Consider the following 16,412-nt stretch of genomic DNA (forward strand, 5'->3'; position numbering starts at 1 on the left):
ACACTTTTTAGTGTTAAAAATGTACACCTAAAGCCCTGCTACAACTGCTGTAGCAGGGCTTTAATGTCACTGTAGCGTTGCTGTTCGCAAAGGCCAAAACCTGATAGTTGCCTGACTTTATTACGAGTAAATAAAGGCACGCTCATGCCCGCTAAAAAGCGGCACTGAGTATCGATGCTCACATCACTAATCCCTTTAGCGGCTAAGTGCTGTTTAAGCTCAGCAACTTTGCTGGCAATCACATTTTGCTCAGGCATTTGATGCACTAATGAGTAACTAAGTTTTACCTGCTGGCCTCTACACACTGAACAATGGCCACATTGCTGGGGTGCATTCTGGTCATCAAAATAGCGAGCTAAGTTATAACTTAAGCAGCTATCTAGCTCAAAAAAGCGTACTAAAGTGGCGATACGTTTAATTTCGGCCTGCTCTTTTTCGATAAAGTATTGGTGCAGTTGCTGTGCTAAATCAGCGTGGTTTATTACCGAGTTATTCACCTCATACACTTGCGTGATACGTTTAGTTTCAAGGGCTATGTGGCCCTTTTCAGCCAAATAATCGAGCGCAGCAACCACGCGTTTTCTATCTACTTGAGTGGCACGGGTTAGTGCATCAAAATTAAGTGTGCCCCAAATTTTCTTAAACTCTGTATGTTTAAATACCTGCTGTAAAAACGCTTGTCGGTCAGCATCAAACTGGCCAAGCAGCTCATTTTGATCCGTTAAAAACTTATATTTAAAATCGGCGTAATAGGCATATAAAGGTGTAATAGCCCCTTGCATTTCTAACTGCACCAGTAAGGTTTTTAACGCTAAAGCACGAATATTACTTTCGCTCGATAAGCTGTACTCTTGCATTTCCCACTGGTTGTTCGTTTGCTCGTTACGAATGTTATTGATGACATAGTCAATCCCACTTTGCTCGGGAGTGTCGGCATAAACGAAGTTTTCAACGGTATTTAAGCCATCAAGGTTTGCTAGGGTAAAACAGTTTGACGGCGCACCATCTCGCCCTGCGCGGCCAATCTCTTGACTATAATTTTCAATCGATTTTGGCAAATCATAGTGGATCACAAAGCGAATATCAGACTTATCAACGCCCATCCCAAAAGCAATGGTTGCCACAACGATATTGATTTTACCCGCCATAAAATCATCTTGAATTTGCCAGCGTTTATCATCCTCAAGGCCTGCATGATAAGCCACCGCATTAAAGCCCGCTCTTGCCAAGCCTTCGGCCACTTGCTCAGCGGTATGTTGTAAGGTGACATAAACAATCCCAGCTCCTTGTTGGCTGGCTATAATACTGGCTAATTGCTGAGATTTTTCTTGGCTTGCAACACTGAGCACTGATAAGTCGAGGTTGCTTCGGTAAAAGCCAGTTTGCACCACACATTCTGGGGCAATAGCAAAACGCTCACACATATCGCGCTTTACTTTTTTAGTGGCAGTGGCGGTAAGTAGCAATACCAGTGGTATATTAAGCTCTTCACGATAGCGCGGCAGTTTTAGGTAATCAGGCCTAAAGTTGTGACCCCATTCAGATATACAGTGCGCTTCATCAACCACCAGCATCGAAATAGGCACCTGTTTAATAAATTCACGAAAGCGCTCATTCTTAAAACGCTCAACTGAGACCATTAAAATTTTCACCTTCCCTGTTCGCACATCACTCATTACCGTATGACTTTGCTCACTGGTTTGGCTTGAATCAAGGCTTGCCGCGTAAATACCTTTGCTATTTAAAAAGCTAATTTGATCTTTCATCAGTGCCAATAATGGCGATACCACTAAGGTCAAGTTAGGTAAGTGCAATGCACTTAATTGATAGCACAAAGATTTACCCGAGCCAGTTGGAAAAATTGCCAACGACGATTGCTGATTTAATAACTGCTCAATGGTTTGTTGCTGACCTTGGCGAAATTCATTAAAGCCAAAGTATTGATTCAACGAAGTGTGTAGTGGTGTAGTCATCCTGATCCCTCACTGTCATTCCCTTTTTCAGGTAATGATAGGTCTCTTACTGCGAATTAGCCATACTAACGTGTTTGGCTCAATCTCCCAAGGTCATTCATATAACTAAGTTAACTACATTGTTCTTAATGGGTACTGACAAAACCATCAAAAAGGCGCACAATGGGTGGGTTGCCATGGGGTATTGATGGATGGATTTGCAATACCTAAGCGCTTTTTCGCAAGAGTGTTTAGGTATTATACTTTTGAGGGCAACGTAATGATTAACCAACCTCCTAAAATCGTGATAGTCGGTGGTGGCGCTGGTGGCTTAGAACTGGCAACACAATTAGGACACAAACTCGGGAAAAAACGCCAAGCAGAGATACTTTTAATCGATAAAAACCGCAGCCATATTTGGAAGCCGTTACTTCATGAAGTAGCGACGGGCTCGATTGATGCCGATTTAGACGGCGTTGTATACTCAGCGCATGCAGCAAAACATCATTATAATTTTCAACTTGGCAGCTTTTGCCACTTAGATCAAACCAACAAAACCATTACTTTAAGCGAGTTAAAAGACGAGCTCGGCCACCGCATTTTACCTGAGCGCCAAGTGAGTTATGACTACCTAGTACTTGCTATAGGCAGTGTCAGTAACGACTTTAATACCCCAGGCGTTAACAAGCATTGTTTCTACCTTGATTCAAATCAACAAGCTGAACGCTTTCAGCATGCCCTACTCGATAACTTCACCCGTTTACATCAAGATGATGATCCACAGCATTCTTTAACCATTGCTATAGTCGGCGGTGGTGCAACCGGGGTTGAGCTGTCGGCAGAGCTTTATCATGTGTCAGACATGCTAAAAATGTATGGCCTTAACAAAATGACTGCTAAACGCTTACACATTGATTTAATTGAAGCGGGGCCGCGAATTTTACCCGCTTTACCCGAGCGCATTGCAAATTCGGCTAAACGTGAGCTGGTTAAGTTAGGAGTAACAGTACGCGAAGGCACGCAAGTAAAAGAAGCCACAGAAAACAGCTTTATCACTAAAAACGATGAACATATTAAAGCCGATATCATGGTTTGGGCTGCAGGCGTAAAAGCCCCTGATTTCATTAAAGACATTGGTATTTTTGAACTCACCCGCAATAATCAAATTAAGGTGAATCAATACCTGCAAAGTAGTGTTAACGACGACATTTTTGTAATTGGCGATTGCTGCGCATTTACCCTAGAAGATGGCACACAAGTGCCCCCAAGAGCGCAATCGGCCCATCAAATGGCACAATGTGTTGAAAAAAACCTAATAGCCACACTCAAAAATCAGCCACTCAGTGCCTTTACCTACAGTGATCATGGCTCTTTAGTTAATTTGTCACGCTACAGCACGGTAGGTAGTTTAATGGGCAACCTAACCAGTAATAGCTTTTTTATAGAGGGTAAAATAGCGCGATTTATGTATATTTCGCTCTATCGTATGCATCAACGTGCCATTCATGGCAGCGCAAAAACCTTTGCATTGTGGATCAGCGAAAAAGTACTGCGCGTTGTTAGGCCAAAAATGAAACTGCATTAGGCTACAGTGCAAAACATAGCCGACAAATCAGTTGTTTGTCGGCTATTTATGCTCTTCGTCCCTAAGTCATTGACAGCACAATATAAAGCCATACAATTTCTGCAAGTTAAGTCCATGGATTGAATATGAAAAAAGGTATTTCACTCACAGTATTTATAGGCCTTTGTGCAGTAGGAACCTACCTGTACTTTGATAAACAGACCCAAAGCGAGACAGTTACTGCTAAATTGCCCATACACACTAATAATGTTGCTAGCCTGAGCTCTGTAACTGAAGATGTAAATAAACAAAACACCAGCAAAGCATCAGCTCTAAAAAAGTTACGACTTGCAAAGCTTGAGTGTGAGCAACAAAGTATAAAAGCCACGCAAGCGGCCACTGATCATAGCCAAATTGATGCTGCTCTTAAGCAAGCACTCAAAGACGGTTTACCCCTCTCAGAAATTTTAAGTTATTCAGAACTAACCAAAATATCTTATCGCTCATTTGAGTCCTTACTGATAAACGCAATTAAAAGTAATGCCAAAGAGCAGTTTCAGTATGCAGACTCAATAAGTATATTAAAAAACTGGCAAGGACTTGAGGTTGTTGATTATTTTGATGCCGACACTGTTAAAAAATTAACATCTAATGCTGAGTCTCTGAACATGAATACCCGTTCAATCATGTTCGACGTACCACTCCCAGAGCAAGTAAATAAAACAGCGCTATACAAATTATTAGATAACACTGATAACTTTAATACGTATTTAAAATCACCTTTTCAACTAGGTCCATCGGCACTTATTTCGCCGTCAATCTTATTTATTCTAAACGCGCATAGTTTAACTGAGACAGAATTTGAAAATGCCATATCGACAAAAGACTTTACGATAAATGACATAGCCATTGCCATAAAAAGCAACTTACCCAATACGTATATAACAGCATTAATAGCGCAAACGGCACAGTTAAGCGGTGTACCAACAGCCATGAGTGATAATTTTATTCATGAGCAGCTCTATTTAAATCTGGCTGATGTTGCAGTCAGTGAGTTCAACGTGCCGATATTAGAGCTTTTGAATGAGCGCGGTATTGAGCCAACCAATCTGCCCGATGTATTCACGGCGATGGATATCGCTCTTGTTAACTTAAAAGGTAGCTCAAACAGTCAAGTACAACCTATTGAAAACAAACACCGAGAGACATTAAAGTACCTTAAGGATAAAGGCTACAAAGCCCATGGCGAGCATGTGAGAGGCACATCAGAAGATCGCTTGTTGATGTTTAAGTCATCATTTTTACCAAACAGCTTATTGTTCGTAGGTGAGCAATTTGCCGCAAAAGCATTTGATGAATTAAGCGATATTCCCCTGATTGCAAACAAAGCAGCCTTCAAGCATCAAAGCAAAGATGATTCTGCTATTTCTGACGCGCTGCGTGCCTACGAAAAGCAAAAGCAACAATTTAAACCCGCTGATGAAACGTGCCAACAGGTAGAACAAGATTTAAGTAATTTAGAAGCGATTAAAACCCGCTCACAAGCAATGGATGAATTAACACAACTCGAAGCGCGCCAAGGCCCATTGACCGCTGACATGTTGCAAGAGATTGACCCCATGCTTGTTCATTACTGGCATCTCATGCATTTTCGTGATTTAAGGCAACAAACCCCTTATCAACCAGATGCCTTTAAAGAAGCAATTAACAATAACGACTTTAATGCCCTCGCAACTATTACGCAGGGTGCCAAACTCAGCACGCACCAAACGAATTTACTGCTTGCAAAAACCTTAGAAAATATCGAACAAATGAACGCTATTTGGCAAAGCAGAGCTAATCCAACTCCACCAAGCGCCCTTTACTTACTGAAGAATCTTCCACTATCAGATTGGCAATCATTAGCCGAAAATGGTTTTGATTTTTCGTTAACAGATACATTTGACATGGATATGTATTTTTATGCGACTGATCACTCAAATAAAGCAATTGAGTTTTTAATCAAATTGGGAGTACCCCACGACTTTTCAAAACCAGGATTAGATATTCTCGATCAAGCACTTGAGCAAAGTTATAACACGCAAACTCTTGTTGACTATATGCCAAATACACTCAAGCTCGTTAACCATTTCGAGCAAAATCATTTTAGCCGGGTACAACGACTCAAAGAACTCGCTCCAAGCGTCTATGAAGCGCTTATTCAACTTGAGCCAAAACTCACACCTGCTGAAGGTACACTCATGAATAACTATCAATATAGCGCTTTATAAGTTCAATACAGAGCCCTAAAAACAAAAATTAACCTATCTGTTTAAAGTTCTAGTGCGTATAATACGCACTTTTTGTGGGGCGCAAAAATTGAACATTGTTACTCTGAGTGTATTATCTCTTGCTATGTCTACCGATGCATTTGCCGCATCAATCACTAAAGGCAGTACACTAAAAAGCCCGCGCGTTTTAAGTGCGATTAAATTGGGTTTGATCTTCGGCTGTATTGAGGCCATTGCCCCTGTTATCGGCTGGCTAATTGGCAGTGCAGGTGCTGAATATGTTGAAGCCTATGATCACTGGATTGCTTTTGTGCTATTGGTAGGCCTAGGTGTTCATATGTTGCTTGAAAGCCGTAAAGAAGATGACGATGAAGACGATACATTAACAGCAACAAATAAACGCTCGTTAATGGCCACCTTACTTACTGCTGTTGGTACTAGTATTGATGCTATGACAGTGGGTATCAGCCTCGCATTCATGAAAGTAAACATATACTTAGCAGCCGCCATGATTGGCCTTGCAACAACGATAATGGTCACTATTGGTTCATTACTTGGCAATGTTATCAGTGGCTGGGTTGGTAAAAAAGCTGAAGCGATTGGTGGTATAGCTCTAGTGTTAATTGGCTGCGGTATTTTGTACAGTCATACTATGGCTTAATTTAACAACGCATCAAACGCTTCTTTGGGCATTGGTTTATAAAAATAATACCCTTGCCCAAGCTCACAGCCTAATTCAATTAAACTCTCTAAATGTGCTTTTTCTTCGATTCCTTCCGCTACAATCTGTAAATTTAGAGTATGCGCTAAGCTTGTAATGGTTCTAACAATATCCATACTTTGCGTATCAGTGAGCATATCGCGAATAAATGACTGATCAATTTTTAACACATCCACCGGAAACAGTTTTAAATATGACAAACTTGAATAACCTGTACCAAAGTCATCAATAGCAATCGCTAACCCCAACGAAGCTAGGTTATTCAACATACTTTTGATTTCTTCGAAATCATGCATCAGTGCGCTTTCTGTTACCTCTAACTCTAACAACTCACTTGGAAGCCCTGTCTCTTGGAGTGTTTGAGCAACAGTATTGCAAAAGTTTTTGTCAGTAAATTGTTTCGCGGCAATATTTACCGCTACTTTTATTTTATAGCCTTTATCAGCCCAATCTTTGGCTGCAGCACAACTTTGTTTTAAAACCGATAACCCTAACGCATGAATTAAGCCCGTTTCTTCGGCAAGCGGAATAAAATCCAGTGGCGAGACAAGGTTATTATTCTCATCCCGTAAACGTACTAAAGCCTCTACGCCTACAATTTCCCCACTGGCAAGAGCCAGCTTGGGTTGGTAATAAACGTCTATCTCTTCGTGTTCAATTGCATTTCTTAATAGCTTTTCAATGCTTTGACGCTGCTTAAATTGATGTTCTAAGTCGTCAGAGTAATAACAAAACCGGTTTCGCCCTTGTTCTTTTGCTCTGTACATAGCAGCGTCTGCATGAGTCATAAGCTCTTCTGCGGTAGATGAGTCGTTTGGATTCATACTCACACCAACACTCACAGACAAGTTATAATCTTGGCCATCAATGCGAAAAGGCATTGCCATCGTATTTATAATTTCTAGAGCAATACTATCTACGTTACTTGTCGATTTTACATCGGGGATCAGCACCACAAACTCATCGCCACCAATACGTGCGAGTGTAGTATTTAAATCAAGCAATGACTCTAGCCGATTGGCAACATGCTTTATAATCAAATCGCCTTTATGATGCCCTAATGTGTCATTTAAATATTTAAAGTGGTCGATATCTATCAACATCAAAGCCACACTTTTTTTCATGCTTGAGGCGACTTTACACGCATGAACCACCCTATCATGTAGCAAAACTCGGTTAGGCAAATCTGTCAATAAATCATGATTTGCCAAGTGGGTCATTTTTACTGCCATTGCTACCGACTCACTGACATCATGAAAAACGATGATGCCACCAATAATGTTGTTTTCAATATCACGAATAGGAGCTGCAGAATCTTCAACGCGATGAACACGGCCATCAAAACCAACCAATTGGCTATTAAGGGCCATTGCAACAATACGATGCTCTTTTAAAGCAACTAAAATAGGATTCACTAAGCGTGTATTTGATGATGCATCAACCAGGTTCATAACTTCTTCAATATGCCTGCCTTTTGCGTCATCGGCATGCCATCCCGTCAAACGCTCTGCAATGGGGTTCATAAAGTTAATTATTGCGTTGTTGTCCGTGGCAATCACTGCATCACCAATCGAATTGAGCATAACTCGTAGACGTTCTGATTCATTCGATAGCTGTTTTTTTGTATTGGTAATAGAGGTGATGTCCGAAAGAGTAAGAATGACACCAGTAACCTCTTGCTCTATTACTTTTAAATTTATTTGCGCTCTAACATATTCAATCCTATTACGAGGACTGGGCAACTGTATATTTAAAACTTCTTGCTCTATGCCTTCAGTTATACAACGATGAAAAGCCTCATACAGCTTTTCAGGTAATACATCTTTAGCGAAACAACCAAGCATTTGCTCACTGCTTTTTGCAAACCAATGGGCGGTTTCATCATTACTAAATAAATTTTCTTCTGTTTTTGACCAGTAAGATATATACACAGGAACTTGCTCAACCAATGTTGAAATATCATTTTTTGCTGCAAGAATTTGTCTTTCTTGATGTTTGATTTTTAATTGATTTTGTACTCTTAAACGACAAATAGTTAAATCGACAGGTTTAATGATTAAATCGATACCACCGCTTGCAAAACTCTGGTATTCAAATTTTTGTCCATTGTGTGAAGTTACAAATATGACACTAATTGATTGGGTGATAGGGTTGTTTTTAAGCTGTCTACAAACCTCAAAGCCATCCATATCTGGCATTTCAATATCAAGTAAAATAACATCTGGTTGAAATAAAACCGCTTTTTTAAGCGCCTCAGCGCCATTATCGACACATTCAATCTCACCAAGGTTGTTTAAAGCCTCTAACATAATCATTAAGCTTGTTGGCTCGTCATCAACAACCATAATTTTACTGGGTTTGTTCTCTTGATGAGTAAAAAGCACTTCCGTCGCCTCTTTTAAAATCATTAAGAAAACTCTAGTCCTTTATTATTGCCATCGCCAATTAAAATTATTTTTTAGCACCTTTAACTATAGGAATTTAAAAAATGCGGCTACGCTTTATACAACAACTAGAGGAATCATTTTGCAACCTTTGGCAGCCAACGATTTAAAACTTGATGAGTCTGTTATTTTAATAGTTGATGACGAACCAATTAATACAACAGTGATTGAAAGTTTACTTGCTCCGCATTTTAAAACTCTCACCGCCGATTGCGGTGAGAGTGTTTTGCCCATGTGCGAGTCTCACTCTCCTGATTTAATCCTCTTAGATGTTAATCTAGGCAACACAAATGGTTTAGATGTATGTAAGCAGTTAAAAGCACACTCTCAGTACAGTCATATCCCGGTTATTTTTATTACCTCTATCATGGATCTTGAAGCTCAGGATAAATGCTGGCAAGTGGGCGGTGTTGATTTTGTCTCTAAGCCCGTATACGGCAATATCTTATTGAATAAAGTTAATGTTCACTTAACCATCAAAAAGCAAGCTGACCTACTAAAAACAATGTGCGAACAAGACAGCCTCACAGGGTTAAATAACCGACGCTACTTAAAAAGTACACTTGAGCAAAATATTCGTTTAGCAAAACGTTATGATAATCCTCTTTCGGTGTTAATGATCGATATCGATTGGTTTAAAGAATACAACGACACTTTCGGCCACCAACAAGGTGATGAGTGTTTAAAGTTAGTCGCTCAAGAAATTAAAAGAAGTGTTAACCGCTCAACCGACACCACTGTGCGTTTTGGTGGTGAAGAGTTCTTATGTGTATTACCAGATACTGATATCCAAGGGGCTCAGTATATAGCTCATAAACTATTAGCTAATGTCAAAGCGTTAAATATCACCCACCCAAACCCAGAAGCGACAACGGTGTCTATAAGTATTGGCAGCGCTACCTTGCAGGGGCACGAAAACTTAGATTCTGAACAATTGATAAAATGTGCTGACAAAGCACTGTATCAAGCCAAACATCGAGGCAGAAACTGCAGCGTTTGCCTACTTGCTGAAATATCAATCATTGCCTAATCTCAATGTAATCGAAAATAACACCTTCCAACTAAGATTAAGATGATGTCATACAACTTTGTGCGTAAAACTTCTCATCAATATTCAGAAAGTCGTCATCAATTTTATTGGGCTTTTTTATTTATTATGACGGTGTTGTGTTTAGCTATTTTTGTATTTGAACAACAATTAGAAAAAGAGCTAACTACTTCGATTAAATCACGTCTTGAGGATTCAAGTAGTACAGTGACCCTTCAAGTCCAAGAAAATATCAGTAAATACAAAAATGACTTACATTTCCTATACTCCACACCGCCTATTGCAGGACTCGCACGAGCAGCGGCAAATAATGGCAATGACCCCCTCGACAACACGACAACTGCACAATGGAGAAAACGACTTGAAACAATCTTTGTTGCTTTCATACAGGCAAACTCTGAGTTTGAGCAATTACGGGTTATCAGTACTCAAGATGCCGGCCAAGAATTGATTCGTGTTGATAGAGCAGCCGGTGGCATCGTCGTAAAAGCGATCAACCAACTACAGAATAAAAGTAGTCGTGATTACTATCAGCAAAGTGCGCAGCTTTCTTTGGGTGATATGTACCTATCTGCCATTACCTTAAACCGTGAATACGGTAAGCTTGAGTTTCCATACAAACCAATGTTGCGACTTGCTTTACCTATTTTTGATGAAAACATGCAACGTTTTGGTTTTATTATAGCCAATGTAAATACCCAAATTCTGTTTAACTCTCTGTCTGAGCTTGTTCAAACTCCTCACAGCTTAATTCTCACAGATAATGAAGGTTACTTTCTTATACATCCAGATCAACGTTTTAACTTTAGCCGAGATCTTGCACCTTCGAATCGCTGGGATACCACTTATCAAACTAATACTGAAAACCTCGGTGGCTTAGTGAGTATTAACGCTACCTATGATAATAATAAAAAGAGTGAAGTGCTCAGTCGCAGAATCCCACTTTCAGGTGATACTGAATCAGGCTTTATAACATCTCATATCTTACTCTCCCATGACGACATTGCAAAAATCCGCCTCGAGCGACGGATCAGTACGTATGTTTTCTTTCTTGGTGTTTCACTATTTTTGCTTTTTATGTTGGTGTTTTTTTATCGAAACCTCAAGCGCAATCAAGAGCTTGCTCAGGCAAGAGCCGTATCATCCGCTATAATTAGTGGCTCTAAAGATGCAATCATTAGCATAAACAACAAAGGGGTTGTTACCAGCTGGAATAAAGCAGCAACAAATTTATTTAGCTTTCAACGAGAGCAAGTACTCGGCACTGACATTAATACACTTAAACTTTTGCCAAATATCGATATACAAAAGGTATGTACCGAGTTAAGAGATAGTCGCAAGCGATATGAAATTGACATTGATTTTACACCTCAGTCACAGACTAGCTGTCACTTAACAGTCGCATTTTCTGCCATTATTAACGAGCATCAACAGCAATGCGGCACAGCAATTATTATTCGAGATAACACTCTCGAAAAAGAAGCTAGTAACAAAATAAAGCAAGCTAACAATGAGCTCGAAGTTAAAGTTGCAAAAAGAACCGCACAACTTGAAAAAGCCAGCCAAGTTAAAAGCGCCTTTATCTCTAATATCAGCCATGAAATGCGTACACCATTAAATGGTATTATTGGTACTCTGAATTTAATTAAACGCGAATCACTTAGTAATCAACAAAGGCATTACTTAGCAATGACTGAGGTAAGTGTGAATAACCTCAACGTGTTGATAAACGATATTCTCGATCTATCTAAAATTGAAGCAGGCAAGTTAGACCTTGATAAAAAAGCGTTTAATCCTATTAAGTTTTTTGAAAGCTTAGCTGGCAGCATGGCCGTTAAAGCACAAGAGAAAAACTTAGAATTTATATTAGACATCGCCGATGTAGAATTTAATTCTATCGTCACTGACCCTCATCGCTATTCACAAGTACTAACCAACCTTATTAATAACGCGATTAAGTTTACCAAAACTGGTTATGTTAAGTTTTCAGCATACACCCGTACCATTGATACAAACACCGCCGTATTAACATGTACTATTAAAGACTCTGGCTCAGGTATTCCTGACGAACATCAAAGCAAGTTATTTAATGCATTTACCCAAGCAGATAGCACCATTGCATCACAATATGGCGGTACGGGGCTTGGGCTTTCAATCTGTAAGCAACTTGCCAATTTACTCGATGGCGAGATAAGTTTTGAGTCAATCGAAGGACTAGGTAGTACATTTGAGTTTTCGATTCGCTTAAAAATTAATGACGTTCAAAAATCCCCTAGCAATCAGCGTTTAAGTGGCAAAACATTTGCACTTTTTGTTAAGCACCCAGAGCTCGAAAGTAGCATGGCCAAACTCATAAACGTGTATGGCGGAGAACTATCCAATATTGACATTGAAGACTTTGAACTCACTAAGAGTATGCCTTTCGAAACCCTTATTTTAGAACCCGGAAACCCACTATTAGCTAAGTTAGATAGTTATTGTGAAAATGAATGTTCAAGCTCATTACCATTTAAATTAGTTGTGCTAATAAATCCTACAGAACCCCCCCCTCAGGCAAGATTTTGCTCTTTCACACGACTATCTAAACCAGTGCTTATTTCTGAGTTTTTACTAAAACTCGCCGATGAACGAGTTGCACAAGATCTGAGTGTGCAAAACCAAAAACGTCGAGATAGCGATGCGCAAACACACATTGACGCCAGCGTCGAAGGTGCAAAAGTACTTATAGTCGATGATAACGAGATAAATGCAGCAGTTGCTAAAGGTACTTTGACAAGTCTTTCACTTCGCTTTGAAGTGGCTTCAAACGGTAGACAAGCTGTAGATATTTTGGCAAATACAGATGTAAATGATCCTTTTCACTGTGTGTTGATGGACTGCCAAATGCCCGTATTAAATGGCTATGATGCCGCCACAGAAATTAGGAATGGAGCTGCAGGAGAGCATCATATTAATATACCTATTATTGCTATGACGGCAAATGCAATGTTGGGTGAACGTAATAAATGTCTAAATGCAGGAATGAACGACTACATAACTAAACCCATTAGTGCTGATAAATTAATCATGACAACAGCAAAATGGATATCATCAGTGTTTCCTAAACAGCCAAACTCGAAGAACAAAGCTCCCGAAAATCAGGCGCAAGTTACCTCAGAACCAGAACATAGCGAGCTAATTACCGACGAAAAAATTCATTGGAACAAAGAAGCTGCCCTTGCCCGGTTGATGAATAACGAAGTGCTTCTTAATAAAGTGTGTAAGATGTTTTTAGACAGTTCTAATGAAAAAATAACGCAGTTAATCACAGTAATTAAAGAGCAAGATTATCACGGTATTGCCACAATAAGCCATGCCCTAAAAGGCACCTGTGGTGACGTTGGCGCCACTAAATTACATCAGCATTTTACAGAGTTAGAAGTACTCGCTGCTAGCAAAGGAAATACCCTTAAAGATATCCAACATAAGCTAATCGATATCGAGAAAGACTACGAGATATTACTCAGCATATTACAAAGGCACACCATAGCGAGAGTAAGTTAATAAATAACGATAAAAAAATACGGGCTTTGTCAGAACAAAGCCCGTATTTTTTATCGCGCTATGAATTTGTCTTCTAATTTTAATAAATGCTCTGTATGTTATGACAAACCACTAAAGGAATGACGCTATGAACGCTAAAACGCTGATTTTCAACTTTGATGGCACGGGCAGTGAGCCTCGTGATGCAGAACAATTTAGTGCCGCACACTTCAAAGAAGACGCCAGTATCTCAAATATTCTCAAACTTCATTTACTGTTTGGCGGTGCACTTAATAGTGAACCTGAGACCCCCTTCCCGAGCCAGCTTAGTTTTTATTACCAAGGTATAGGTACTCAAGGTAGTCGCTTTAAGCGTTTATTTAACCAGGCCTTAGCTCCTAGAGGTGATGACGTTGCCAGCATTTTAAACCGTGCAATGAATGACTTTAAAAGCTACTACGCTGTGGGTGATAAAGTTTTATTAACCGGTTTTAGCCGCGGTGCGGCTCTTGCGCGGCGCTTTGCAAAATGCCTTGAACCACTGATCAGTGATGACGTATACCTTTGTGTATTTGACACTGTGGCATCAATTGGTTTTTCAAAAGTAACTAAAGCAACTCGCGGTGCAGAGCATGTTATTTTTGAAAACTACACGCTAGCAAGCAATATAAAATCAGCCCTTCATTGCGTGGCTCTTGATGAAAAGCGCCGTGCTTTTGAGCCAACATTAATTAACAAAGCCCCCCATGTTGAAGAAATATGGTTTGCGGGAGCTCATTCAGACGTAGGTGGCGGTTATTATCGTGATGGATTAGCAGATATTTGCTTACGTTATGCCATTGAGTGGTTGATTGAACAAAGTGTCTCACTTAATCTACTGACAAGCGCAGAAATAAACTACAACAGTTTGCTCCCAGCTGAGCATCGCAATTTGATAGCGCAAGATGATGTGACAGTAACCCCAGATCCGCTTGCTCTGAGCCATCAGCAAAATTATTTTTGGTTCAATCCGTTATTCAAGCTTGTAGATCGCGAGTGTTGCGTGTTGGTTGATAACGAACAAAGCGAACACCCACCTACTATTCATTACACGGTTGCAGAACGTATCAATCGCTTAACAAGTTACCGTCCTGAATCACTAAAGAGCCTTAATTATGATGTACTTTACAGTGATGAAACTCGTTTAAGTTTTACAGGATTAAGCCCACATATTGCACTTGATAAACAAAATATGACGGTACTTAGCATAGATGAAAGTAAAGATGTATTTGTGTATGGCGCCGAAAAGTACAATCATACAGGCTTAATGTTAGAGCAAGGTGGTACCTATCGATTCACTCCCTACCCAGAACAAATTTGGTATGACGATGGTATCAGCTGTGGGCCCGGCGGTTGGCATCGCGACAATATTCAACTTGGAGTGAAAGAAATTCCAATGGCAGTGCTTGAACCATTTAGACGTTTGCCACACGCACAATGGTTTGCGCTGATTGGCGCAATAGACAACAACGATGAAAACTTGTTTGAGATTGCCGAAGGTGCCGATATTCGGATTGCAAAATCAGGCGAGTTTTGCCCTTTTGCCAACGACCTAAACCGCTTTTATGGTGCAAACGCGGGCCGCATAAAACTTCGTGTTACGCGATTAGGTTAATTTGTAACATAGCGAGCGATAATTTCTTTTATCGCTTGCTTATTCGACACAATTGCTTGGCTAATCGCAGCCCTTTCATTAGCATCCAAAGTTACTTTACTCAGCATCAAATACACATCGTTATTGTGTATTATATAGGGGTGAAGGGCGATACCACTGTGTTGATTATTTTGAATTAAATAAAGCCCTGCTAATTCGTCATCAATAAAAAAATCAACCCGCTTAGCGCTAAGCATAGCAACGCGCTGACGTAACGAAGGGACAGTGATCAGCTGCGATTTATATTTTTCCACAGTACTAAAGTGTGAAAATTCGGGGCCATAATAACTACCGCTGTTTGATAAGATAATTTGTTGTTGTTCAAGCAAGCCTTGCAGATCAAGCTTTTCTAAAAATGGTTTCGGATACCAAAATAACCGCATGACTTCTAGACGATAAGGCTCTGAAAAATAACTAAATGCATCTCGTTCTTTGCTATAACTCGCCGCAGGCAACAGATCAACATTGCCATGCTTTAGTTCAGCAAAGCCCCGTTTTGACGAAGGCATAATGACGTATTTAGCGCAAAACCCAGCTTCTTTAAGTACTAAGTTAACCACATCTATATCAATACCTGTGAGCTTTCCATTTTGCGTAAAAGTATACGGCGCCCACTGCTGACTAATTCCCACTTTTAAGGTTTTATCGCAGCTAAAAGCCGAGTTGCTTACTACAGCAACAACAAGTAAAAACAGCGCTTTTAACCCCATCAACCCACCTTAGCTTAACTACCTACAGACCGCTTTATTCAAGTATGGTTGATAATACCTGAAAGACCAGTGTATAAAATAAGAAAGGGAAAGTTACTAGTTTCAAGATTAGAGCATGTAGTAGCGATTTTATATCGCGTTAATCTTCGCGGCATAAAGCCTCTGCTACGTGGGTGTAGTGCAGAAGCTCTCCTGCTGTGTCTATGAATAGGAAGGGCTTCATCCGACAGGCTGCGATGAGCATGAAGCAAACATAAAACCACTTCTAGTAAATTGTTAGCTGTGCTTATCAAAGCCGAATCAAGGTTTCTATTTCTGGGGTTTATTTTGCTAATAATTAGGTGTTGTTTTTAATCGAAACAGTTGGCTACATTTTTTACGATTTTAAGTTAGCCTTAGGTAGTATAAAAAGATTATGTGAACGCAATGAATGGTCATTTCATTGCGCTCAGAGGGTGGCAATATGGCTTAGCATTTACCAAAGTAAG

Annotated in this window: 9 protein-coding genes; 6 read left to right on the plus strand and 3 right to left on the minus strand. The window is 40.0% G+C overall.

Annotated elements, in window-relative coordinates; genetic code table 11:
* Positions 1–38: 38 nt before the first annotated feature.
* Entirely contained in the window at positions 39–1,973 is a 1,935-nt protein-coding gene (locus tag NH454_RS18040; protein WP_199527469.1) for a RecQ family ATP-dependent DNA helicase, read from the minus strand.
* 259 nt (positions 1,974–2,232) lie between these two features.
* On the opposite strand from NH454_RS18040, the gene NH454_RS18045 reads away from it, so the two are divergent.
* The 3 genes from NH454_RS18045 (at position 2,233) to NH454_RS18055 (ending at position 6,447) form a co-directional block, all read left to right on the plus strand.
* Entirely contained in the window at positions 2,233–3,537 is a 1,305-nt protein-coding gene (locus NH454_RS18045; protein ID WP_199527468.1) for an NAD(P)/FAD-dependent oxidoreductase, read from the plus strand.
* Between the two features lie 125 nt (positions 3,538–3,662).
* On the plus strand, positions 3,663–5,786 hold the full coding sequence (locus NH454_RS18050) for a hypothetical protein (RefSeq protein ID WP_253039843.1): 2,124 nt from the start codon (positions 3,663–3,665) through the stop codon (positions 5,784–5,786).
* Between the two features lie 88 nt (positions 5,787–5,874).
* On the plus strand, positions 5,875–6,447 hold the full coding sequence (locus tag NH454_RS18055) for a manganese efflux pump MntP family protein (RefSeq protein WP_135926747.1): 573 nt from the start codon (positions 5,875–5,877) through the stop codon (positions 6,445–6,447).
* On the opposite strand, the gene NH454_RS18060 is transcribed toward NH454_RS18055, so the two are convergent.
* Positions 6,444–8,915, minus strand: a complete 2,472-nt coding sequence (locus tag NH454_RS18060) for an EAL domain-containing protein (RefSeq protein WP_235404334.1) — start codon at positions 8,913–8,915, stop codon at positions 6,444–6,446. The genes NH454_RS18055 and NH454_RS18060 overlap by 4 nt on opposite strands.
* Before the next feature lie 118 nt (positions 8,916–9,033).
* Here NH454_RS18060 and NH454_RS18065 point away from each other — a divergent pair, with 118 nt between their 5' ends.
* From NH454_RS18065 to NH454_RS18075, 3 genes are all read left to right on the plus strand, one after another.
* Positions 9,034–9,981, plus strand: a complete 948-nt coding sequence (locus tag NH454_RS18065) for a diguanylate cyclase (RefSeq protein WP_135926746.1) — start codon at positions 9,034–9,036, stop codon at positions 9,979–9,981.
* A gap of 42 nt (positions 9,982–10,023) precedes the next feature.
* Complete coding sequence (locus tag NH454_RS18070; protein ID WP_253039845.1) at positions 10,024–13,542, plus strand: ATP-binding protein; 3,519 nt, start codon at positions 10,024–10,026, stop codon at positions 13,540–13,542.
* Between the two features lie 127 nt (positions 13,543–13,669).
* Positions 13,670–15,175, plus strand: coding sequence for a DUF2235 domain-containing protein (locus tag NH454_RS18075; RefSeq protein WP_235382939.1), 1,506 nt, complete (start codon positions 13,670–13,672; stop codon positions 15,173–15,175).
* Here NH454_RS18075 and NH454_RS18080 read toward each other — a convergent pair.
* Positions 15,172–15,924, minus strand: a complete 753-nt coding sequence (locus tag NH454_RS18080; RefSeq protein ID WP_135926743.1) for a transporter substrate-binding domain-containing protein — start codon at positions 15,922–15,924, stop codon at positions 15,172–15,174. The genes NH454_RS18075 and NH454_RS18080 overlap by 4 nt on opposite strands.
* Positions 15,925–16,412: the final 488 nt, after the last annotated feature.

It is taken from the genome of Pseudoalteromonas sp. Ps84H-4, assembly GCF_024124645.1.
Taxonomy (GTDB): Bacteria; Pseudomonadota; Gammaproteobacteria; order Enterobacterales; family Alteromonadaceae; genus Pseudoalteromonas; species Pseudoalteromonas lipolytica_C.

What these genes read in the sequence shown, in the direction of transcription:
- NH454_RS18040 (WP_199527469.1), bottom strand. Translation starts at nt 1,973, where the DNA reads ATGACTACACCACTACACACTTCGTTGAATCAATACTTTGGCTTTAAT.
- NH454_RS18045 (WP_199527468.1), top strand. Translation starts at nt 2,233, where the DNA reads ATGATTAACCAACCTCCTAAAATCGTGATAGTCGGTGGTGGCGCTGGT.
- NH454_RS18050 (WP_253039843.1), top strand. Translation starts at nt 3,663, where the DNA reads ATGAAAAAAGGTATTTCACTCACAGTATTTATAGGCCTTTGTGCAGTA.
- NH454_RS18060 (WP_235404334.1), bottom strand. Translation starts at nt 8,915, where the DNA reads ATGATTTTAAAAGAGGCGACGGAAGTGCTTTTTACTCATCAAGAGAAC.
- NH454_RS18070 (WP_253039845.1), top strand. Translation starts at nt 10,024, where the DNA reads ATGATGTCATACAACTTTGTGCGTAAAACTTCTCATCAATATTCAGAA.
- NH454_RS18075 (WP_235382939.1), top strand. Translation starts at nt 13,670, where the DNA reads ATGAACGCTAAAACGCTGATTTTCAACTTTGATGGCACGGGCAGTGAG.
- NH454_RS18080 (WP_135926743.1), bottom strand. Translation starts at nt 15,924, where the DNA reads ATGGGGTTAAAAGCGCTGTTTTTACTTGTTGTTGCTGTAGTAAGCAAC.